We start from the raw sequence: 20,890 nt of genomic DNA, 5'->3' as shown, positions 1-20,890 counted from the left end.
CGCGCCGTCGTCACGCCCGGATCCCCGCGGAAATCTCGACCCCACCGGGGACGGATCAGCCAACTGCAACAGGTTCTTGCGCTGGCAACGATCGCGAACATATAGTCCGTACACGTGTCCAGACAGCATGGGAGTTACTGATGAGCGCGCTCGTCACCCCCGACGGCTCACAACTGCTGATCGGCGGCAAGCTGGTCCCCGGCGGGGCCGGGACGTTCGCCACCGTCAACCCCGCGACCGAGGAGGTGCTCGGCCAGGCGGCCAACGGCGACGCGGCCGATATGGACGCCGCCATCGCCGCGGCCCGCACCGCCTTCGATGCCGGATCCTGGTCCGCCGATCCCGCCTTCCGGGCGCGCTGCCTGCGCCAGCTGCGCGACTCCCTACGCGGGCACATCGAGGAGCTGCGGGAGATCACCATCGCCGAGGCCGGCGCGCCCCGCATGCTGACGAGCGGACCGCAGCTCGAGGGCCCGATCGGCGACCTCGGATATTTTGCCGAGCTGGCCGAGAACTACGTCTGGGAAACGGATCTCGGCTCCGCCGCGCCCATGGGCATCAAGTCCGGGCGGACGCTGCGCCGCGAGCCGGTCGGGGTGGTCGGCGCGATCACCCCGTGGAATTTCCCGCATCAGATCAACTTCGCCAAGATCGGCCCGGCCCTGGCCGCCGGCGCGACCGTCGTGCTCAAGCCCGCGCCCGACACCCCGTGGTGCGCGGCGCTGGTCGGCAAGGTCATCGCGGAGGAGACCGACATCCCGGCGGGCGTGGTCAATATCGTCACCTCCGACGATCACGGCCTGGGCGCCCAACTGGTGACCGATCCGCGCGTGGACATGATCTCCTTCACCGGCTCCACGCAGACCGGGCGCGGCATCATGGCCGGCGCGGCGGCGAGCCTGAAGAAGGTATTCCTCGAACTCGGCGGCAAGTCGGCCTTCGTGGTGCTCGACGACGCGAATATCGCCGCCGCCAGCAGCTATGCGGCCTTCTCGGTCTGCGTGCACGCCGGACAGGGGTGTGCGCTCACGACCCGGTTGCTGGTGCCGCGCGAGTCCTACGACGAGGCGGTGCGGGCGGCGGCCAAGGCCATGTCGGGCATCGTCCCCGGTGATCCCGGAAATGCCGGAACTGTCTGCGGCCCACTGATTTCCGAACGGCAGCGCGCCCGGGTGGAACACTACCTCGACCTCGCTCGCGCCGAGGGCGGCACCGTCGTCACCGGCGGCGGGCGGCCCGAGGATGCCGCGCGCGGCTACTTCGTGCAGCCCACACTCATCACGGGCCTGCCCAACACCTCCACCGTGGCGCAGGAGGAGATCTTCGGACCGGTCCTGGTCGTGATTCCGCACGACGGCGACGAGGACGCTATCCGCATCGCCAACGAATCGCCCTACGGCCTGTCCGGCGCGGTCTGGGGCACCGACCCCGACCGGATCCGGCGCGTGGTGCAGGGCGTGCGCACCGGCACGCTGAGCGTGAACGGCGGAGTCTGGTACAGCGCCGACGCGCCCTTCGGGGGCTACAAGCAATCCGGGAACGGACGCGAGCTCGGCGTCCTCGGATTCGAGGAGTACCTGGAAGCCAAGCTGATCGCGACCGCTGAATAACCTTCCCGCAGAGGAGTTTTCATCATGGCACGCTTCACCGGACGATCCGCGATCGTCACCGGCGCCGCCCAGGGCATCGGCGAGGCCTACGCCAAGGCGCTGGCCGCCGAGGGCGCGAAGGTCGTCGTCGCGGACCTCAACGCCGAGAAGGGCGAGGAGGTCGCCAAGCAGATCACCGCCGACGGCGGCACCGCCGCGTTCCAGCGCGTCGACGTGTCGGATCCCGAATCCGCCACGGCCCTGGCCGAATTCACCATCGCCGAATTCGGCGGCATCGACCACCTGGTCAACAACGCGGCCATCTACGGCGAGATGAAGCTCGACCTGCTGCTCACCGTGCCGTGGGACTACTACAAGAAGTTCATGAGCGTGAACCTCGACGGCGCGCTGAACATGACCCGCGCGGTGTGGCAGCCGATGTCCAAGGGTGGTGGCGGTTCGATCGTGAATCAGTCCTCCACGGCGGCCTGGGTGTACTCCGGTTTCTACGGGCTGGCCAAGGTGGGCATCAACGGCCTGACCCAGCAGCTGGCTACCGAACTGGGCGGCTCCAAGATCCGGATCAATGCGATCGCCCCGGGCCCGATCGACACCGAGGCCACCAAGACCGTCACCCCCGGCACCATCGTGCAGGACATGGTGAAGCGACTTCCCCTGCAACGCATGGGAACTCCGCAGGATCTGGTCGGCGCCTGTCTGTATCTGCTCTCGGACGAGGCGAGCTGGGTGACCGGGCACATCCTCAATGTCGACGGCGGACAGATCTTCCGGTCATGAGCGAGCGCAGCGAGCGATCAATAGGCGCAGCCGACCCGTCGGGCATGACGGAGTCGAGCGCCGGCGAGGTGGAGTCATGAGCGAGCGCAGCGAGCGATCAATAGGCGCAGCCGACCCGTCGGGCATGACGGAGCCGAGCGCCAGCGAGGTGGAGTCATGACCGACACCGACACCCCCCTGGGCTTCATCGGATTGGGCAATATCGGCGCACCGATGGCCGAGCGGCTGCTGTCCTGGCCCGGCGGTCTGGTGGTCTGCGACATGCGGGCCGAGGCGATGGAGAAGTTCGTCGCCGCCGGGGCACAGCGCGCGGCATCGGCGGCCGAGGTCGCCGAGCGGGCGTCGGTGATTTCGATTGTGGTCGTCGACGACGCCCAGGTGCGCTCCGTGCTCACCGGGCCGGACGGGATTCTGCGCACCGCGAAGGCGGGCACCATCGTTGCCGTGCACTCGACCATCAGCGATGAGACCGCCGTCGCGCTCGCGGCCGAATGCGCCGAGCACGATGTGGAATTCGTCGATGCGCCGATCAGCGGCGGCGCGGGCGGGGCCAAGGAGGGGAGGCTCGCGATCATGGTCGGCGGCAGCAGCGACGCCTTCGAGAAAGTTCGCGAACCGTTCGGCCGATTTGCTGAAATGGTCGTGCACGCGGGCGATGTCGGCGCGGGCACGCGAATGAAGTTGGCGCGCAACCTCTTGCACTTCGTCGCCTTCACCGCGGCCGCCGAGGCACAGCGGCTGGCCGAGGCCGCGGGACTCGATATCACCGCGCTGGGCAAGGTGGTCCGCCATTCGGACGCGATCACCGGCGGCCCGGGCGCGATCATGCTGCGCGGCACCACCGCACCCGTCGCGCCCGACGATTTCTGGTTCCCGATCCTGAGCCACGTGCGCGATCTCGGCGAGAAGGATCTGGCGCTGGCACTGGGGGTGGGCGAACGCTTCGACGTTTCGCTACCGCTCGCGCGGCTCGCGCTGGATAACCTCGGTCCGGGGCTGGGCGTCGGGTCCGGCGACACCGCAAAGGAGCAGTCATGACCGACGAAACCGCAGCACAGCGCCGCGCCCGCGGGCTGGCCAAGATGAGCGAGGTGTACGGCTGGGAGTTCAGCGACGGCCCGGGCGAGCACTTCGCGGTCACCGCCGATCACCTGTTCGCCGACATCTGGTCCCGCCCGGGGCTGAGCCTGCGGGACCGGCGGTTGCTGCTACTCGGCGCGCTCACCGCGCAGGGGCTGTTCGATATCGCGGAGATCCAGATCGGCGCGGCCCTGGGCAACGAGGAACTCACCGAGGAGCAGCTGCACGAGATCGCGCTGTTCCTGTGCCACTACGTGGGCTGGCCCGCCGGCACCACACTGGACGGAGTGGTCGGCAAGGTGGCCTCGCAGCGCAGGAAGGCCACGCGAGCAGCAGCGAGTCCCACCGAGTGAACCGCGCAGGCGCCCGCCGCGCTCCCGCGAGCAACTATGAAACGGCCCCTACCGGCAGCGAACCAGACAGGAAACCGCAGACGATGACCGAAAACACCACAGTCCGACCGCAGCGCGCGAGCACGATCACCGAGTGGGATCTCGAGGCCGACGTCGTGATCGCCGGATACGGCGTCGCGGGCGCCTGCGCGGCCATCGAGGCCGCGCGCGGCGGCGCCGATGTGCTGGTGCTCGAGCGCACCGGCGGCTGGGGCGGGGCCGCGTCGATGTCGGGCGGATTCATCTACCTCGGCGGCGGCACCGCGCTGCAGCAGGCGCTGGGCTTCGAGGACACCCCGGAGAGCATGGAGAAGTTCATGGTGGCCGCGCTGGGCCCCGGCGTGGACGCCGCCAAGGTGCACGACTACTGCCAGGGCAGCGTCGAGCACTTCGATTGGCTTGTCGCCCAGGGTGTTCCGTTCAAGGAGGAGTTCTGGGGCGAGCCGGGCTGGGAGCCCGCGCACGACGAGGGCCTGATGTACTCCGGCGGCGAGAACTCCGCCCCCTTCAAGGACACCATCCCGCCCGCCCCGCGCGGGCACCTGCCGCAGATGCAGAACAAACGCACCGGCGAGCAGGGCGGCGGCTACATGCTGATGAAGCCGCTGAGCGACACCGCCGAAAGCCTCGGCGTGCGAGCCGAATACGACATTCGCATCCAGTGCCTGATTGTCGACGACGACGAGCGCGTCGTCGGGGTCGTCGCCAAACGCTATGGCAAGCAGGTGAATATCCGCGCCCGGCGCGGAGTTGTGCTGGCCACCGGCAGTTTCGCGTACAACCAGGAGATGATCGAGACGTACGTGCCGCGGCTGCTGAACCGCCCGGCCGCCTCGATCGAGCAGCACGACGGCATCGGCATCCGAGTGGCCCAGGCCCTCGGCGCGCAGGTCGCCCATATGGACGCCGCCGAGGTGGCGTTCTTCGCCGACCCGCAGATGGTCGCGCGCGGCATCCTGGTCAACGGGCGCGGTCAGCGCTACATCAACGAGGACACCTACTGCGGCCGCGTCGGGCAGGCGACCCTGAATCAGCAGGACAACAAGGCCTTCCTGATCATGGACGAGCCCGCCATCGACGCGGCGAACGCCACCGAGAGCACCGTCAGCTTCTTCCGCCAGCCGCCCAAGTGGGTGGCCGAGACGGTCGAGGAGCTCGAATCCGAGATGGGCCTGCCCGCGGGCGCGCTGCAGACCACCCTCGAGGTCTACAACCGCCACGCCGAGCATGGCCGGGATCCGCTGCTGGGCAAGCAGTCCGAGTGGGTCAAGCCGATCGCGACCCCGCTGGCGGGCTTCGATCTGCGCGAGATGACCGGCGGTTTCACCCTCGGCGGGCTGAAGACCGATCTCGACTCGCGGGTGCTGCACGTGTCCGGGGAGCCGATCGCGGGGCTGTACGCCGCGGGCCGGTGCACCTCGGGCGTGTGCACCGGCGGCTACGCCAGCGGCACCTCGCTCGGCGACGGCAGCTTCTACGGACGGCGCGCGGGTAAGGCCGCGGCCGCCAACGACTGAAAGGAAGACTCGCGCATGCGTTTCGGCATCGTCCTGTTCACCAGTGATCGCGGCATCACCCCCGCCACGGCGGCAAAGGCCGCGGAGGACCGCGGCTTCGCGTCGTTCTTCGTGCCCGAACACACCCATATTCCGGTGAAACGCGAAGCGGCACATCCGCTGACGGGCGATGCCAGCCTGCCCGACGACCGCTACATGCGCACCCTGGATCCCTGGGTATCTCTCGGCATGGCCGCGGCGGTCACCGAGCGCATCGAATTGTCCACGGCGGTGGCACTTCCCACCGAGCACGACCCGATCACGCTGGCCAAGACCATCGCCTCGCTCGATCACCTCTCGGGCGGGCGGGTCAGCCTCGGTGCCGGATTCGGCTGGAACACCGATGAACTCGCCGACCACGGTATTCCCGGTAAGCGGCGCCGCACCGCGCTGCGCGAGTATCTCGAGGCCATGCGGGCGTTGTGGAACCAGGAGGAGGCCTCCTACGACGGCGAATTCGTGAAGTTCGGGCCCAGCTGGGCCTGGCCCAAGCCCGCCCACGAGGTGCCGGTGCTCATCGGCACCGCGGGGACCGACCAGGGTTTCCGCTGGATCGCGAAGTCGGCCGACGGCTGGATCACCACCCCTTACGAGACGCATACGCTGCTCGAGCGTCTGCAGCTGCTGCGCAAGGTGTGGCAGGAGGAGGGCCGCGAGGGCGCGCCGCGGGTAGTGGCGCTGGCAGGCAAGCCGGATCCACAGCAGCTCTCCGACTGGGACGCGGCGGGGGTGACCGATGTGCTGTTCGGGCTGCCGGACAAGCCGGAGGCCGATGTGCTGGCCTATCTGGACCGGCTTGCGGTCAAGATCGGTCTGCGTTCCTGACTCATCCTGTCCCCCAATGTTGTTCGACCACTCGAGAGTGAGCCGAGAACGTGCGTATCGCCCTGCTGTCCTACCGCAGTAAGACCCACTGTGGGGGGCAGGGGGTGTACGTCCGCTATCTCAGCGCCGGGCTGGCCGAGCTGGGGCACGAGGTGGAAGTGCTGTCGGGCCAGCCGTATCCGGAGCTGCTGGACCCGCGCGTGCGGCTGACCGAGGTGCCCAGCCTGGACCTGTACCGGGACGAGGATCCGTTCCGGACGCCGCGGCCCGGGGAGATCCGCGACCGGATCGATCTGCTGGAGCTGGGCACGATGTGGACCGCGGGCTTTCCCGAGCCGCGCACCTTCAGCCTGCGGGCGGCGCGGTTGTTGCGCGCGCGTGCGGCGGATTTCGATGTGGTGCACGACAACCAGTGCCTGGGCTACGGGCTGCTGGACATCGCCCGGCGGCTGCCGTTGGTCGCGACCATCCACCATCCGATCACCCGGGATCGCGCGGTCGATCTGGCGGCCGCGCCGTGGCGGCGGCGGCCGTTCGTGCGCCGCTGGTACGGATTCCTGGGGATGCAGAAGAAGGTGGCCCGGACCATTCCGGATCTGATCACGGTGTCCTCGTCGTCGGCCACCGATATCGCCGAGGACTTCGGCGTTGCGCCGGAACAGCTTCGGGTGGTGCCGCTGGGCGTCGATACGGAGCTGTTCCGTCAGCGCGGGGAGCGGGTGCCGGGCCGGATCGTCGCGGTGGCCAGCGCCGACAAGCCGCTCAAGGGCATCTCGCATCTGCTGCACGCCGTTGCGCGGCTGCGACTTTCGGGTGGACCACTGGAACTGCGACTGGTCGCCAAGCTCGAGCCAAACGGCCCCACCGAGAAGCTGATCGCCGAGCTCGGCCTGTCCGATATCGTCACCGCCAGTGGCGGTCTGAGCGATGCCGAGCTGGCCGAGTTGCTGGCCTCGGCGCAGATCGCCTGCATTCCCTCGATGTACGAGGGCTTCTCGCTCCCGGCGGTGGAGGCGATGGCCAGCGGAACCGCGCTGGTCGCCAGCCGTGCGGGGGCCCTGCCCGAGGTCGTCGCCGACTGCGCGCACCTCGTCGAGCCCGGCAATGTCGACGAACTGACCACTGCGCTGCGGCGGCTGCTGGACACCCCCGCGCTGCGGCGAGAGCTCGAGACCGCCGGGCGTGGACGGGCACTGTCGGTCTACAGCTGGGAAGCCGTTGCCGCACAGACTGTTTCGGTATACGAGCGGGCCATCCACCGGCATGCGGCGGATTCGGGAGTGCCGCAGGGCGTGCGGGGACAACGCCACGCGAGCTTCTCCCGCGCCCTCGAGTGGTCAGCCGAAGGCCCGGCCGCACACCGCGAGGTGGGCTGACCACCGCACTTAGCAGGGCCGAGCAGAACAGGCGGCCGGGCGATCCACAACAGATGGCGCACAATACGAGGAGATTCACACATGTTGACAGTCGACTTCGACCGCCTGGGCGTCGGTCCCGGCACCCGCGTGATCGACGTGGGCTGCGGCCTCGGGCGGCACTCGTTCGAGGCCTACCGCCGCGGCGCGGATGTCGTCGCGTTCGACCAGAATGCCGACGATCTGGCGCAGGTCAAGATCATGTTCGGCGCGATGGCCGAGGCGGGTGAGGCGCCCGGGCATGCCACCGCCGAGGCCGTGCAGGGCGATGCGCTCGCGCTGCCGTATCGGGACGGCGAATTCGACGTCGTCATCGCCTCGGAAATCCTCGAGCACATTCCCTCCGACGAGCGCGCGATTGCCGAGCTGGTACGGATAACCGCGCCGGGCGGCGCGCTGGTGGTGACCGTGCCGCGCTGGCTGCCCGAGCGGATCTGCTGGCTGCTCTCGGACGAATACCACGCCAACGAGGGCGGGCACGTGCGGATCTACCAGGCCGATGCGCTGCGCACCAAGATCGCCGGGCGGGGCATGCGATTCGTGCGCAGCGCGCACGCCCACGCGCTGCATTCTCCGTACTGGTGGCTCAAGTGCCTGGTCGGCGTCTCGAACGAGAACCACCCCGTGGTGTCGGGATATCACCGAATGCTGGTGTGGGACATGATGAAGCGGCCCTGGCTCACCCGATTCGCGGAATCCGCGCTGGATCCGCTGATCGGCAAAAGCGTGGCGCTGTACTTCACCAAGCCCGCGGTGCGGCGTGCGGCATTCTGAACTGCCCTCGGTGCCTGGTGCGGTGAGTGCGGCGCAGATCCGGCGGACCGCTGAATCCATTGCCGCACAGCAGGAATCCGATGGTGCGCTGCCCTGGTTCGCCGGCGGGCACACCGATCCGTGGGATCACATCGAGAATGCGATGGCGCTGACGGTTGCGGGCCTGTACGAGCAGGCGCGCGCGGCCTATTCCTGGTCGGCGCGCACCCAGCGGCGGGATGGTTCCTGGCCCAAGCAGTTTCGTTCGGGTGTGATCGAACATCCCGAGACCGACACCAACTTCTGCGCCTACATCGCCACCGGCGTCTGGCATTACGTGTGCAGCACCGGTGATCGCGCCTTCGGTGCGCGGCTGTGGCCGACCGTGCGCGCCGCGATCGACTATGTCGTGTCGATGCAGCGCGGCCGCAACGGCGAGATCTTCTGGCTGCGCGACGGAAGTGGCGTGGTCCCCGAGGCCCTGCTGACCGGTTGCGCCAGCATGTTCCACAGCATCCGCTGCGCCCTGGCCCTGGCCGGGCTGCTGGGCATCGCCCAGCCCGAATGGGAGGTCGCCACGCTGCGCCTGGGCCACGCGATCCGGCATCACCCGGAGGCGTTCGCCGAGAAGAACCGCTACTCGATGGACTGGTACTACCCGGTCCTGTGCGGCGCCTACAAGGGCCCCGACGCGATGGTCCGAATCGATTCACGCTGGGACGATTTCGTCGTCGGCGATCTGGGCATCCGCTGCGTCGGCGACCGCCCCTGGGTGACCGGCGCCGAAACCTGCGAACTGGTCCTTGCCCTGGATGCTGCGGGTGACCGGTCCCGCGCCCACCGCCTGCTCGCATCCATGCAGCACCTGCGCGAAGAGGACGGATCCTATTGGACCGGCCTGGTTTTCGCCGACGGCAAGCGCTGGCCCGAGGAGCGCACCACCTGGACGGGCGCGGCGATGATCCTGGCCGCGGACGCCCTCTCCCGCACCACCCCCGGTAACGGCATCTTCCGGGATCTGGCCACCCCGATCGACATCACCACCGGATTCGCCTGCGACTGCGTGGTTTCCCAGAGCTGAGCGCGCTCCTGCGGCTGATCTACGCCCGCCGGCGTGCACACCGGTGTCACCTCTCTGGATTAACTCGGTTGGCCGTAGGCCGGAGTGAGCGTCGGCTTCACTGCACCCACCCAATGCCGGGTCGAGCGGAGGTTGGCGAATACAAGCAGCGCCAATGCCACGATGCTCTGCGGCAGCGCAGCATCGTTTCCCATCCTGGTTGTCCACAGGACCGCACCGAGAATGCTCGGCTCCCAGTCGAATACAGCCGAGGGGAGGAATAATTCCAGAAACTGCTCCAATCCCACAATTAGTCCGACCGCCGCCAACACATTGAGCAACACCCGGCCCGCAGCCTTATGGTTCAACAGCAGAAATCCGCCGAAGAGCAGCAACAGCGCAAGAAATACCTCGAAACCGCCGCCGAGACGAGCACCGTACTCGATAGTGTGAGGCCCCCGGAGATGCGGGTCGCTGAAGTAGCTTGCATAGGTGAAGGATTGGATGGCAATAAACCCGATGGTTCCTGCCAGAGCGAACGCCAAAGCGCCCGTCGTGATCGCGATCCCTCTTCTGGGTGGCGCCTGATAGCCCGGCGGTGGAACCGAAGGTTGTGCATAACCGAACTGCTGGCCACCAGGCGGTAAGTAGCCCGCTGATGGATAGCCTGATGGGGCATCGCCAACCTGAGGATAACTCGTTTGGGGATTCCCTCGTTGCCGCGGCTGCGCCTGGGGACCCTCGGTCTGTGGATAGCCGAACTGTGAACCCGACGGCTGGAGATAGCCGGGCTGCGGAGCATCGTGTTGGGGATACATGGACGGCGGAACGCTCTGCGGCGGATAACCAGGCTGCGGGGCGCCCGGTTGTGGATACTGTTGCTGGTGGCCACCTTGCTGTGGCGCACCGGGATTCGGATAACCAGGCCGCGCTGCTCCGGGGGACGCCGCGTCCGGATGTGCATAGCCGGGCTCTGAATGATCAGCCAACGGCATTGCGGCTCGAGGATCGCCGAAGTATGGAACGTCCGGCTGTGAATGGCCCTGTTGGGGATAACCCTGCTGTGGCGCATCGTGATTCACATGACCAGGCTGCGATGCACCGAACGGCGCCGCCTCGGGATGTGCATACCCGGACGGTGGACTATCAAGCTGCGGCATGACCGGCTGGGGATATCCCGGTTGTGAACCGCTCGGTTGTGGAAACCCCGGCTGCGGCATTCCGGGCTGTGGGCCAACCTGTTGTGGATAGCCTGGCTGTGGATAACCGGGCTGCGGCGCCACTGGATTCGAATACCCGGGCTGCGGGTGGTTGGCACCTTGCATTCCCGGTTGTTCTGGCACTCCGGGCTGATTCGGATAACCCACTACTCCCCCTCCACACACGAACGATCGGCGCCGTTCAGCCGAACGGAACCGCCGCACATGCTACCGCCGGCTGATACAGGCGGCGACCTGTCGGCCGTCGTTGTCCCCGCCCACCACGCCCATATCGCTCGTCGACCACAGACTCGCTCAGCACCTACCGCGCCTTCGAGCACGAACATTCGCCCAACCTCGTCGCGGTCGATGGAGTCGCGCTCGCCGACTACCAGCAGAGGGTTGCCGACCAGGCCGAAGCCTCCGGCTGAACCGAGGCCCGAGTAATGCGGTGGGCCGCCCGCCCAGGCCCGCTGTGGACTTTGCTCCCTGACCGCGCCGGGCACTACCGCCTCCCCATACGGGCGGTAACACTCATCGGCGACAGCGACTACATCGGCTCCGGCACAACCCATCAGGCCGAGGCAGCAGATTCCGACGCCGGCTCGACGCTATGCCGGGATCGAGATGGTGTCCGGAAATGCCTGTACGACAAGGTAGTTCGGTCACAGCGCCGGGGTGCCCCGTGATAGCGGGGGTACCCCGGCGTTCTGTCCGGGGATAGATTGCGGTGTCCGGGGATAGATTGCGGGAGTGGTTGCGGAGTTCGGACATAGTTTTCGGGTTTCGAGGACGTTGGAGGGGCCTGGCGGACGGACTCCGCGGCCGTGTCGAGCCTGAGCGTGGTGGCTGGCGGCGTGTCGTCGCCGCCGGAGGGCGGCGACGATCGGCGGCCACGTCGGTTACGAGTCGTGGCTGGAGCGGGATCGGTTGCAGCTGCTGGATTTCGACCTGGATGTGGTCGGGAGTGCGGCCGACCGCGGTGTTGTTCCGGCCGTCTGATTCGCGGCGGCGTAGCCACAACAGTGCGGAACCCCTGAAGCTGTTGTGGGCTCAGGGGTTCCGCACGGGGTGGGTGTGGTTGTGGGATGTCGGTCGTCAGCGTTGGGTCAGTTGGCCGGTGATGGTGGGGCGGACCTTGGTGAGCATCAGGTCGAGAAACCGGTCGGGGTGGCGGAAGGAGGCGAAGTGGCTGGCGTTCTCGATCAGTGCGAAGTCCTTGACCGGCGCAGTGACGTCGTCGAAGAGCCGCTGGGCCGGTTCGGGTGGGGTGAGCGCGTCGTGGTCGCCTTGGAAGATGAACAGTGGGATACGGAATGCGGTGCCCTCGGTCCATTCGTCGATCGTCACGGCCTCGGGTGCAAAGCGCTCGGAGAAGGTCATGCCTTTGAGGTAGGTGCGCAGTTCGCCGAGCGTGTGCAGCGGTGAGAACCACAGCGAGCGGATCACCACGGTCTTCATGGTGTCGTAGGTGAGCGGATCAGTGGTGACAACGAGCTTGTTGTACTCCGCCAACTGCTCGGCGGACCACGCCGACTTGTCGGCACCCATGGCGGTGACCGTGGCCAGCTCTTTACGTTTTCCGGCCTGCTGCAGCCGGCTCACCAATGCGTTGTATGCCGCATGGTTGCGCCCGCCGGCGTTGATGTTCTGGTCGGTGCCGACGTAACCGCTGTACAGCTCGGGGTGGTTGCGGGCCAGGCGCAGCCCGAGAATTGTGCCGAAGGAGTTGGCGACCAGCAGGACCTTCTCGACGCCGAGCCGGGCCCGTACATGCTCGGTGACCTCGAGGGCGTCGCGGTACCACCGCTCCAGGCTCATCTCGCCCTGCCCGTCCGGGGCGGTGCGGCCGAAAGTCTTGCCGGCGCCGCGCATATCCCACCGCACGATGGTGAAGTGTTTCTCCCAGCCACGGGTGCGTGGGGCGAAGACGAGGTTGGAAGCGCCGGGGCCACCGTGGATTTCGACGATCACCGGATTGCGCAGGTCGTCGCCGCGGATCGAGATCCACTGGTCGATACCGCCGATGCGGATGAAGCCGGACTCGTCGATGCCGTTCGCCGTGGTGATGCGCAGCCGCTTGGCGTTGGCCGCACGCCTGAGCTGCCGGTAGCCGAGCAGCCCGGCAATGGGCGCAGCAGCGGCAGCGACGATGGCGGCGAGGATGATGGTGACGAACACTGTTATCTCCCTAAACTGTTTATGGCCTAAGCAACTGCGTTTAAGGTATATACAATTAGAGGTGGGTGTCAACCCCTCCAGCAGTAACCACCAGAAAGGACTGTCATGGCCAGGACAGCCGCAGCCCGTGAAGGTAAGGAAAAAGCGCGTGACCTGCGGGCGAGCGTGGCGTTGCTGTGGGGGGAGCAGGAGCGGCCCACCCGCGGGCCCAAGCCCAAGCTCTCGCCCCGCGGCATCGCGGGGGCGGCGGTGGCACTCGCCGATGCCGAGGGCCTGGACGCCGTGTCGATGAATAAGGTCGCCGCCGAGTTCGGCGTCTCGGCGATGGCGCTCTACCGCTATGTGCCCGGTAAAACCGAACTCGTTGAGCTGATGGTCGAAGCCGTACTGACCGATTGTCCCGATCTGTCGCTCGCCGGCAGCGGATGGCGGCTCCGGCTCGCGCAGTGGGCCCGCCGGTCATCGGAGGTGTACCAGAACCATCCCTGGTTACTCGCCGCGACCGCGATGCGTCGTCAGGTCATGGGGCCGGCCCAACTCGCTTGGCTGGACGCCGCACTGGCGGTTCTGGAGCCGACCGGCCTGACCGCCGCCCAGCGGCATCAGGTCTTCCTCCTGATCGTCGGTCTGGTGCGCAACCACGCCCAGCAGATGGCCGACTTCGATGAGAGCCACGACCAGGAATGGAACCGCCTGACCGGCGAACTACTCGACCGCCACGCCGACCGGTTCCCCGCCCTGACCAAGGCCATCGCCGAGGGTGCGTTCGCGCCGGCAGCTGCCGACCCGCTCGAATTCGGCCTCGAGCGCATACTCGACAGCGTCCAGATACTCATCGACCACAGCGGAAAGTGACATCGCACCCCCGGGGGCATCCCCGCGTCACCGCGTCAGGACCTCACACCAGCGGAAACCCGATCGTTCCCGTCGTCCATCCACCCCCGCCGTGCGTTCCGGCCGGGCTGAGGTCCCCAATCCGCAAGGTAGGTCCGAACACTCCGGCAGACCGAACCTTCCAGACAAGCTTTCGGGCCGCAGGCCAGCTAGTTGCCCCGTCCGCAAGGTTCAACCGGAACGGACACCCTGCGCTGTGCGGTCCGTTTGTTGCGGATCAGGACGTTGTCGACCCTCGACGTTCAGATCGGCTGGTAGCGATGATGAGTGCGCTGAGGACGAGTGGCGGTAGCGCCCACAATGCGGCGGTGATGTAGCCGTCCCGGGCCGGGAGCATCGCCCCGCTCGGGGTGGTGGCGGCGAGCAGGAACCCGGCGAGTGCACTGCCGACGGCCATCCCGATGCTGCGAGCGATCTGGTTGATGGAGAGCACACTGGCTGTTTCCTGTTGGGGCACACCGACGAGGACGAGCTTGGGCATCACCGCGAAGACCCCGCCGACGGCGAAGCCCAGGAGGGCAATCGCCGCGAGTACCGCCAGAAGCGACCGGTTGTCGGCCGCGAACAGCAGTGCGCTGCCGACGGCGATCGTGATCGAGAGCCCGAATGTCCACCGTTCCGTGATGCGCGCGACGAGTCGCGGCATCGATTTTCCCGCGACGAACCCCAGCAGCGAGAAGGGGATCAGCGCCGCACCCGCGGCGACACCAGGAAGTGCGAATCCGTAGCGGGCGCCGGCGGGGGTCTGCACGTAGCGGGTGAACAGGCTGAACAGCAGGTACAGGCCTGTTCCGGCGACGAGTATCGCCAGGTTGGCGCGCAGGACGGGCGCTTGACCGAGAAGTCGAAGGTCCACCAATGGCGCCGTGGCGCGCAGTTCGATGAATGCCCAGGCGGCCAGCACCGCGGCGGACCCGGCGAGGAGGCCACCGGCCAGCCACGGGGTCGCCCATATCGAGGGTTCGGCGACGACCAGCAGGATCCCGAGGGTGCCGACAGCGAGCAGCAGCGCGCCCGTGACGTCGATCCGGGGCAGGTCACCGGGCGTCTCGAAAGGCAGTGTGCGCCAGGCGATGACGAGCGCCGCGGCGGACACCAGGACTCCCAGTCCGTACGCGGCGCGCAGACCCGCGAGTTGGTCGAGCAGGCTGATCGCCGGGTAGCCGACTCCGATTCCCACCGTCGTCGCGACGGACAGCGCGGCGATCGTCGATGCCGAACGCTCGGATGGCAGGTGTGTGCGGGCGACGCTCATCAGCAGCGCCCCGACCGCAACGGCGAGCCCCTGCAAACCGCGTCCGATCAGCAACGCCGCGAACGGCAGCGGGAGCACCGTGAGAAGCCCACCCGCCGCGACCAGGGCGAGCGTGACCAGGATCGTGACACGGCGGTACGGACCGCTGCCGAGCCGGCCCAGCACCGGTCCCGCGATAGCACCGGTGAACAGGGTCACCGTCAAGGTCCACTGTGCGGCGGCCAGGGACACGTGCATGCCCGTGGCGACCGCGGTGATGAGAGGCGCTCCGACACTGCCGATCACCGCTCCCGCCAACGCCGTGCACACCAGCGCGAGGCTCAGCCGTCCGTCCCGCTGCGCGGAGACGTCGCCGCGGGGATCAATGCGGATGTTCATCGGTTCACCTCGGCGGTGATGTGCGCGAAGAGACCGGACTGGATCCGGGTGCGAACACCCTCGGCCCATGCCTCCTCGACCTGCTCGACGTCCATCGCGGCGCCGGCGTTCAGCAGCATTCCGAAGGCCAGGAACGTCTTCACCGTCACCGGTTCGAGTCCGGTGCCGTCCTCGACCGTCTCCCACATTCGTCCGAAGCACGACCGCACCGTGTCCCGCACGTCCGGGTCTCCACAGGCGGCGAAGCCTTGCAGCTGCAACAACAACCCGGTGCGATCGGCCAGCAGGTCGAAGTACTGGGCTCCCATTGCCGAGAGCGCGTCCAGGTTGGCCTTCCCCGCACCCGCGTCTCGCATGCCGTCGCCGACACGCTCGAATGCCGCCCGGACCAACTCCAGGAACAGGGCCTTCTTCGTCCCGAACATCCGGAAGACGTACGCCTGCGTGATCCCCGCCTCTCGCGCGATCGCCTCCGTCGAGGCCCCATGCAACCCGTGTTCCGCGAACTCCTTCGCCGCGATCGCCAGTACCTGGGCGCGTCGTTCGGTTCCGCTCATCCGTTCAGCCATGGTCGATAAGTTACTAGTTACTAACTACTAAACCAATGTGATCTGGATCCACCCCCAATGCCACCGTTGTCCGACGAGCGGGGTCCCGGTAACAGTCGCCGAAAATCCAACGAAGTTTGGGATGTGCTCTGGTAGAGGGTGATTCGCCGGTTCGGGGTGCGGGGTGAGGTGGTTGGTGCTCGGCTTGGCTGCCGATAGCGTTGGTCGGCGTGCCGGAGGGCTGGATTCGTGGCGAGGCGGGTATTCGGGGACGAGGAGTTGCAGCGTCTGCGGGAGTTCCCGGAGATCAGCCGCGGGTTGCGTCCAATAGCGTGGTGTAGCAGCAGCGATCGCGACGTCGTCGGCATCTTCCCCGACCGCGGCGCGATCATCCGCCTCGTCGGCGCGGTCCTGGCCGAGCAACACGACGACTGGATCGACGGGCGCCGCTACCTGGGCCTGGACGTCCTGGCCCGCTCCCGCGGGCTCACCCCCACCGACGAACAGGAGGACACCGCACCCGCAGAACTCACCGCCTGACCACATTTCGGATCATGCGGTGACCACCCGAGTTACACCACGCCCCGGGATTTGACCGTGCCAACACCGACTACTTGTGTCGGGTATGGCCAGGCTGATTGAACGGCGCCGGGTCACCGCGAGTGGATGGAATCGGCAACGGTGTTGGGCTGCTGGTGGTCTCATGTACGTCGTCGTCCGACACGGGTGTGGACACCCGTACGCCGCCCATACACGCCCACACCTGTGGAATGGCCGCCGTCGTCTCGGGCGTCAACAAGCGAGCCGAGACCGCCGTTCGTGTTTCGAACTGATTACCTCCCGTTAGGCGGCGTCCAGCGGGTTCGAGGCGATGCGGGCCGCCGCGCCGCCCGCGACAAGGGCCGCCGCCGCGCAGTCCGGCTTGCGCACCGCTTGGTCCTCGAACAGAGTGAGGAAGGCCGGTCCGAAGCCCAGCCGGGGGTATTCGGCCACCAGCGCGGTGCGGAATGCAGGGTCGAATTCGGCCACCCGCAGGCCGGAGACGTCCGCGCTGGTGCCGACCTGGAGGAGGTGACTCTCGACGTCCGCAGCCGCGCTGACATCGTCGCGCATGTGCAGAACGATCACCTCCTCGGCACGGGCCCGCCGGGCCGCTGGCCATCCCAGACCCGCGGTCAGCACGCGGGCGACATGACCACCTGCCTCCTCGAACGGGAGGGTGTGGCTGTCGAACGGAGCGGTCAGGCCCAGGTCATGCAACAGCGAGCTGACGTAGAGGAGCTCCTCATCGTATGAGAGCCCGTGCGCGGCGGCATACGCGGCGGCGAAGGCGTAGGAGCGCACGGAGTGGTTGAGCAAGGTCGTGTCCGCGTACTCGGAGGCGATCTCGAAGGCGGCTCGCGCCGATGGTGTGTCAAGTATCCAGCTCATGGACCCTCACCCTAGGCTCGCAACGCCGCGTCGCTGAAGTCCATCTCCGAAGACCTTCCTGGCCAGTTCAGCCGGACCGGCGCGGCGGGCGGTGCCGCGCGCCGTATTGGGGCGTCACCGCCAGAGCCGATGCCTAGCGCCTACGGCGGCGGTAGCGCACGGCGCAGGGCTGCTGCAGCTGCACCACCATCTTGGAGTGGTCGTTGCGGTAGCTGTCCGAGGGCTGCGCCATCTCGAACTCCCAGTCCCGCAACAAGATCGAGAAGATCGCCTGCAGCTGCATCGTCGCGAAGGCCGCGCCGACGCAGCGGTGCCGGCCCGCGCCGAAGGGGATCCAGGTCCAGCGGTTGAGTAGATCCTGCTGGTTCGGATCGATGTAGCGCCCCGGATCGAAGTGGTCCGGATCGGGGAAATCCGTCGCGATGCGGTTCGAGATCGCGGGCGTGGTCGCCACGAGATCGCCTGGCGCGATGCGGTTTCCGCACACCTCGAATTCGTCGCGGGCCACCCGCATCAGGATGATCAGCGGCGGATGCAGCCGCAGCGTCTCCTTCAGCGTCGCCTCGAGACGCGGAATCTGGCGCAGCGCATGAAAACTCACGCTCTGACCGTCGGAATAGAGCTCGTCGAGCTCGGCGACCACGTCCGCCATCTGCTCGGGGTGGCGCAGCAGTTCGATCACCGTCCAGGCCGCGGTGCCCGAGGTGGTGTGGTGCCCCGCGAACATCATCGAGATGAAGATGCCGGTGATCTCGCTGGCCGAGAAGCGTAGCCGCCCGGCCTCGTCGCGGATCGAGACCAGCACGTCGAGCATGTCCCGATCCTGTTTGCCCTCGGGCGGATTCGCGATGCGGCCGTCCATGATCTCCTGCACCAGCTCGACCAGCTGGGTGCGCGCGGCGTCGCGGCGGCGGAAGCTCTCGATGGGCGCGTACGGGTCGACGTAACACAGTGCGTCCGTGCCCTGTTCGAGCTCGTGGTACAGGTGCGCGAAGCGGCCGTCGAGCTCGTCGCGGAACTTCTTGCCGATCAGGCAGGCCGAGGAGGTGTAGATGGTCAGCTCGGCGAAGAATTCCAGCAGGTCGATCTCGCCCTCCTCGCCCCAGCGGGAGAGCATCGAATCAACCTCGCGTGCAATGGTTTCCGCGTGCCCACGCATGTGCTCGCCGCGCAGCGCCTGGTTGTGCAGCATCTCCTTGCGGCGCTCGGGGCTGGCGTCGAACACCACGCCGTCACCGAAGATCGGCTTCATGAACGGATAGGCCGCGGCCTGATCCAGATCGGAATCGCCTGCGCGGAAGAAGAATTCGTTCGCCTCGGCCCCGGTGAGCAGGATGACGTCCTTGTCCGCCAGCCGGAACGAGCCGACATCCCCGCATTCCTCGCGCACCCGCCGCATCAGGGCGATCGGATCGGTGCGGAACTCCTCCAGATGCCCGTGCTCGTGCCCGCCCCCGGACACCTGCCGCGGCTTGACCAGCGTCATCGCACAACCCTTCCGCACTACGGCATCCACCCGTATGGACACCTGTCTGGACGGTACTACGGAGGGAGGATCGTGGCAAGGGCACTCCGACCGGTCACCGCCGGCACCGAAGGGCGGCCGGGTTGGGTGGCGCTGACCAGTCGATCCCAACCAAGGATTGAGGGTTTCATCTCGGGTAGGCGAGAGATGAGCTGCAAGCCTCACTGGGTGACTCAATGACAGTCTGGAACCATGACCATGGATAACATCATCGAATTCGTCGCCGGCCTCGGCGACGTCCTCGTCATGCGCCCACAGCCGGGCGACGGCTCCCCGGAGATCGCCTGGGGCGACATCTTCTTCTACTACACGGCCGACGGCGCCACCCCGAGCTCCGCCCAGCCCTTCGCCACGATCGTGACCAAGAACTACCCCGACGACACCGCCTCGCGCCTGGACCGCCCCGGCGCTTTCCGCGTGAACATCGCCGCGGGCACAACGGAATTCGCCCGCCGCACCGGACGCACTCCGCGGGAGGCAGCCCACGCCGACATCGATCACGCCCGGGACGACACCGTCCTCCCCCATCCGACCTACGCCTCAGCCGGATGGCTCGCGGTGGTCAACCCGGGCGTCGAAACCGAAGCGGCAACCCGCGACCTGCTCCGCATCGCCCACGACCGCGCCCGCCACCGAGCCGCCCGCGGATCCGCAAGCGGTAACTCTCAGTCCGTCTGACGTGTAGCTCCCCCAGAAGCGGAACAGGCAACAACACAGGCCAGGCTGTCGTTTGCCACCGTCATGCCACCGCATCGCCAGTCGTTGGACTACCGGCGAGAGTATGGAAGTAGAACGGGCTATCACACTGTTCAGCCGCCCCGGCAGCAGTCCCCGTATCGTGCCAACGCGATCCACGGATCCGTGTGCAGCGCAGGGGATTCGGACACCCAGACCCGGCGATAGCCGAGTTGCTCGGCCTGCCGGGCATGCTCGGCGATGGCTGCCGAGGGCGGCAACGCACACGACAAGCGCATCGCGTCTACAGCTTCGCCGCCTGCCATAGCGCCAGCGTCGCGCCACCGGGCTCGTCGATGACGACTACCGACCCCGGCGGCAGGTCGGTGCGAGGCTTGACGATTCGCGCCCCCAGCGTGACCGCCTGCTCGGCCGCGGCATCCACGTCGGGCACCGGAACATACGGAATCCATTGCGGGCGGCGCTCATCGCCCGCGGCCAGCGGTGTGAACCCACCCCAGGCAGCGCCGTCGCCACCGAACAGTAGGCCACCGGGGGATTCGGTGATCGGCCACCCGAACATCTCGGTATAGAACCGACGCGAGGCGTCGAGGTCGGTAGTGCGAACATCGTGAAAGACGAAAACTTGGGACATGTGTCCCAACATTAGGTCGGTTGTCCCAACTTGGCAATAGTGCCGGTAGATTGAGGCTGTGAGCAGACCCGTGATCGAAACCAACCGGCGCGGCAAGCGCGAGCAAATCATCGACGCCGCCAAGCGGGTCCTGGCGCGCGAGGGGCTGGCCGCATGCACGGCACGCGCCGTCGCCGAGGCGAGCCCGCTGAGCAAGAGCGCGGTGCACTACTACTTCGACGACATCCACCAGATCGTGGACCTCGCGATGCGTGAGCATGTGACGGCAACAGTCACCGCGCTGCACCGGGCCGCCGCGGCCGAGTCCGATCCGGCCGACAAGGTGTGGGCGGTGGTAAGCGCCTACCTGACGACGTTCACCGAGCAACCCAACGCCGCATACCTCTGGTTCGAGTACTGGATCGATGCCGGCCGCCGACGATCGTCGGATACCGTCGCCATGACCCTGAACGACGTGCACACGCTGCTGTGCGACCTCACCGCCGAACTTCACGTCGACGACCCCGCCTCGACGGCTCACGCCATCCTGTCCTGGCTGCTGGGCACCATCGTGCAGCAGCAGCTGCAACCCAGCACAACGAACGCCCTACGGCAGCAACTGAACTCGATTCTCGGCTGCGGCACCGAGCCGGGTGACCGTCCCCCTCGACCGGCCTGACTTCCGGCCGGGCGTCGCACGAC

Annotated in this window: 20 protein-coding genes and 1 pseudogene; 13 read left to right on the top strand and 8 right to left on the bottom strand. The window is 67.4% G+C overall.

Annotated features, from left to right (window positions below; all coding sequences use genetic code 11):
• Positions 1-140: 140 nt before the first annotated feature.
• The 9 genes from KO481_RS03065 to KO481_RS03025 all read left to right on the top strand — a co-directional run bounded on the left by KO481_RS03065 (position 141) and on the right by KO481_RS03025 (position 9,489).
• Entirely contained in the window at positions 141-1,610 is a 1,470-nt protein-coding gene (locus KO481_RS03065; RefSeq protein ID WP_215915362.1) for an aldehyde dehydrogenase, read from the top strand.
• A gap of 24 nt (positions 1,611-1,634) precedes the next feature.
• Entirely contained in the window at positions 1,635-2,387 is a 753-nt protein-coding gene (locus tag KO481_RS03060) for an SDR family oxidoreductase (RefSeq protein ID WP_215915361.1), read from the top strand.
• A gap of 156 nt (positions 2,388-2,543) precedes the next feature.
• On the top strand, positions 2,544-3,425 hold the full coding sequence (locus KO481_RS03055; RefSeq protein ID WP_215915360.1) for an NAD(P)-dependent oxidoreductase: 882 nt from the start codon (positions 2,544-2,546) through the stop codon (positions 3,423-3,425).
• The gene (locus KO481_RS03050; protein ID WP_215915359.1) at positions 3,422-3,820 is read left to right on the top strand and encodes a carboxymuconolactone decarboxylase family protein; all 399 of its coding nucleotides are present in this window, start codon (positions 3,422-3,424) and stop codon (positions 3,818-3,820) included. Before KO481_RS03055 ends, KO481_RS03050 begins: the two co-directional genes overlap by 4 nt.
• 83 nt (positions 3,821-3,903) lie before the next feature.
• Entirely contained in the window at positions 3,904-5,376 is a 1,473-nt protein-coding gene (locus KO481_RS03045; RefSeq protein WP_215915358.1) for an FAD-dependent oxidoreductase, read from the top strand.
• Between the two features lie 15 nt (positions 5,377-5,391).
• The gene (locus KO481_RS03040; protein ID WP_215915357.1) at positions 5,392-6,240 is read left to right on the top strand and encodes an LLM class F420-dependent oxidoreductase; all 849 of its coding nucleotides are present in this window, start codon (positions 5,392-5,394) and stop codon (positions 6,238-6,240) included.
• Between the two features lie 50 nt (positions 6,241-6,290).
• Complete coding sequence (locus tag KO481_RS03035) at positions 6,291-7,616, top strand: glycosyltransferase family 4 protein (protein ID WP_215915356.1); 1,326 nt, start codon at positions 6,291-6,293, stop codon at positions 7,614-7,616.
• A gap of 81 nt (positions 7,617-7,697) precedes the next feature.
• Positions 7,698-8,429, top strand: coding sequence for a class I SAM-dependent methyltransferase (locus tag KO481_RS03030; protein WP_215915355.1), 732 nt, complete (start codon positions 7,698-7,700; stop codon positions 8,427-8,429).
• Complete coding sequence (locus KO481_RS03025; protein ID WP_215915354.1) at positions 8,416-9,489, top strand: glucosidase family protein; 1,074 nt, start codon at positions 8,416-8,418, stop codon at positions 9,487-9,489. The genes KO481_RS03030 and KO481_RS03025 overlap by 14 nt, the downstream gene beginning before the upstream one ends.
• A gap of 59 nt (positions 9,490-9,548) precedes the next feature.
• Here the strand turns inward: KO481_RS03025 and KO481_RS43830 are convergent, their stop codons facing one another.
• Positions 9,549-10,628 (bottom strand): hypothetical protein, encoded by a 1,080-nt coding sequence (locus KO481_RS43830; RefSeq protein WP_215915353.1) that lies wholly within the window; start codon positions 10,626-10,628, stop codon positions 9,549-9,551.
• A gap of 1,137 nt (positions 10,629-11,765) precedes the next feature.
• Positions 11,766-12,848, bottom strand: a complete 1,083-nt coding sequence (locus KO481_RS03015) for an alpha/beta fold hydrolase (protein WP_215915352.1) — start codon at positions 12,846-12,848, stop codon at positions 11,766-11,768.
• Positions 12,849-12,953: 105 nt separating this feature from the next.
• On the opposite strand from KO481_RS03015, the gene KO481_RS03010 reads away from it, so the two are divergent.
• Entirely contained in the window at positions 12,954-13,703 is a 750-nt protein-coding gene (locus KO481_RS03010; protein ID WP_215915351.1) for a TetR/AcrR family transcriptional regulator, read from the top strand.
• A gap of 256 nt (positions 13,704-13,959) precedes the next feature.
• Here KO481_RS03010 and KO481_RS03005 read toward each other — a convergent pair whose 3' ends face one another.
• Complete coding sequence (locus KO481_RS03005; protein ID WP_215915350.1) at positions 13,960-15,375, bottom strand: MFS transporter; 1,416 nt, start codon at positions 15,373-15,375, stop codon at positions 13,960-13,962.
• Positions 15,372-15,944, bottom strand: coding sequence for a TetR/AcrR family transcriptional regulator (locus KO481_RS03000; protein WP_215915349.1), 573 nt, complete (start codon positions 15,942-15,944; stop codon positions 15,372-15,374). Before KO481_RS03000 ends, KO481_RS03005 begins: the two co-directional genes overlap by 4 nt.
• A gap of 333 nt (positions 15,945-16,277) precedes the next feature.
• Here KO481_RS03000 and KO481_RS02995 point away from each other — a divergent pair.
• A pseudogene (locus tag KO481_RS02995) lies at positions 16,278-16,463 on the top strand (transposase); the annotation flags it as partial.
• 303 nt (positions 16,464-16,766) lie between these two features.
• On the opposite strand, the gene KO481_RS02990 reads toward KO481_RS02995, so the two are convergent.
• Positions 16,767-17,354 (bottom strand): HD domain-containing protein, encoded by a 588-nt coding sequence (locus KO481_RS02990; protein ID WP_215915348.1) that lies wholly within the window; start codon positions 17,352-17,354, stop codon positions 16,767-16,769.
• 133 nt (positions 17,355-17,487) lie between these two features.
• Positions 17,488-18,840 (bottom strand): lanosterol 14-alpha demethylase, encoded by a 1,353-nt coding sequence (gene cyp51, locus KO481_RS02985; protein ID WP_215915347.1) that lies wholly within the window; start codon positions 18,838-18,840, stop codon positions 17,488-17,490.
• A gap of 231 nt (positions 18,841-19,071) precedes the next feature.
• Between cyp51 and KO481_RS02980 the strand changes: the two genes are divergently transcribed.
• Entirely contained in the window at positions 19,072-19,557 is a 486-nt protein-coding gene (locus KO481_RS02980; RefSeq protein ID WP_215915346.1) for a DUF6194 family protein, read from the top strand.
• 131 nt (positions 19,558-19,688) lie between these two features.
• Here KO481_RS02980 and KO481_RS02975 read toward each other — a convergent pair whose 3' ends face one another.
• Together KO481_RS02975 and KO481_RS02970 are read right to left on the bottom strand one after the other, a co-directional pair.
• Complete coding sequence (locus tag KO481_RS02975; RefSeq protein WP_215915345.1) at positions 19,689-19,853, bottom strand: LLM class flavin-dependent oxidoreductase; 165 nt, start codon at positions 19,851-19,853, stop codon at positions 19,689-19,691.
• A 5-nt stretch (positions 19,854-19,858) separates the two neighbouring features.
• Positions 19,859-20,209 carry a VOC family protein gene (locus KO481_RS02970; protein WP_215915344.1) on the bottom strand — a complete coding sequence of 117 codons (351 nt, stop codon included), beginning with the start codon at positions 20,207-20,209 and terminating at the stop codon, positions 19,859-19,861.
• A 58-nt stretch (positions 20,210-20,267) separates the two neighbouring features.
• Between KO481_RS02970 and KO481_RS02965 the strand changes: the two genes are divergently transcribed.
• Positions 20,268-20,867: a TetR/AcrR family transcriptional regulator gene (locus KO481_RS02965; RefSeq protein WP_215915343.1), complete on the top strand. Its 600-nt coding sequence runs from the start codon at positions 20,268-20,270 to the stop codon at positions 20,865-20,867.
• Positions 20,868-20,890: the final 23 nt, after the last annotated feature.

Source organism: Nocardia albiluteola, from assembly GCF_018860155.1.
In the GTDB taxonomy this organism is placed as follows: Bacteria; Actinomycetota; Actinomycetes; order Mycobacteriales; family Mycobacteriaceae; genus Nocardia; species Nocardia albiluteola.
This window is presented reverse-complemented; position numbering and strand designations above follow the sequence as displayed.

Bases quoted from the DNA above. Each gene is read 5' to 3' on its own strand.
- KO481_RS03065 (WP_215915362.1), top strand. From the start codon at position 141: ATGAGCGCGCTCGTCACCCCCGACGGCTCACAACTGCTGATCGGCGGC.
- KO481_RS03060 (WP_215915361.1), top strand. From the start codon at position 1,635: ATGGCACGCTTCACCGGACGATCCGCGATCGTCACCGGCGCCGCCCAG.
- KO481_RS03055 (WP_215915360.1), top strand. From the start codon at position 2,544: ATGACCGACACCGACACCCCCCTGGGCTTCATCGGATTGGGCAATATC.
- KO481_RS03050 (WP_215915359.1), top strand. From the start codon at position 3,422: ATGACCGACGAAACCGCAGCACAGCGCCGCGCCCGCGGGCTGGCCAAG.
- KO481_RS03045 (WP_215915358.1), top strand. From the start codon at position 3,904: ATGACCGAAAACACCACAGTCCGACCGCAGCGCGCGAGCACGATCACC.
- KO481_RS03040 (WP_215915357.1), top strand. From the start codon at position 5,392: ATGCGTTTCGGCATCGTCCTGTTCACCAGTGATCGCGGCATCACCCCC.
- KO481_RS03030 (WP_215915355.1), top strand. From the start codon at position 7,698: ATGTTGACAGTCGACTTCGACCGCCTGGGCGTCGGTCCCGGCACCCGC.
- KO481_RS43830 (WP_215915353.1), bottom strand. From the start codon at position 10,628: ATGCCGCAGCTTGATAGTCCACCGTCCGGGTATGCACATCCCGAGGCG.
- KO481_RS03010 (WP_215915351.1), top strand. From the start codon at position 12,954: ATGGCCAGGACAGCCGCAGCCCGTGAAGGTAAGGAAAAAGCGCGTGAC.
- KO481_RS03005 (WP_215915350.1), bottom strand. From the start codon at position 15,375: ATGAACATCCGCATTGATCCCCGCGGCGACGTCTCCGCGCAGCGGGAC.
- KO481_RS03000 (WP_215915349.1), bottom strand. From the start codon at position 15,944: ATGGCTGAACGGATGAGCGGAACCGAACGACGCGCCCAGGTACTGGCG.
- KO481_RS02990 (WP_215915348.1), bottom strand. From the start codon at position 17,354: ATGAGCTGGATACTTGACACACCATCGGCGCGAGCCGCCTTCGAGATC.
- cyp51 (WP_215915347.1), bottom strand. From the start codon at position 18,840: ATGACGCTGGTCAAGCCGCGGCAGGTGTCCGGGGGCGGGCACGAGCAC.
- KO481_RS02980 (WP_215915346.1), top strand. From the start codon at position 19,072: ATGACCATGGATAACATCATCGAATTCGTCGCCGGCCTCGGCGACGTC.
- KO481_RS02975 (WP_215915345.1), bottom strand. From the start codon at position 19,853: ATGCGCTTGTCGTGTGCGTTGCCGCCCTCGGCAGCCATCGCCGAGCAT.
- KO481_RS02970 (WP_215915344.1), bottom strand. From the start codon at position 20,209: ATGTCCCAAGTTTTCGTCTTTCACGATGTTCGCACTACCGACCTCGAC.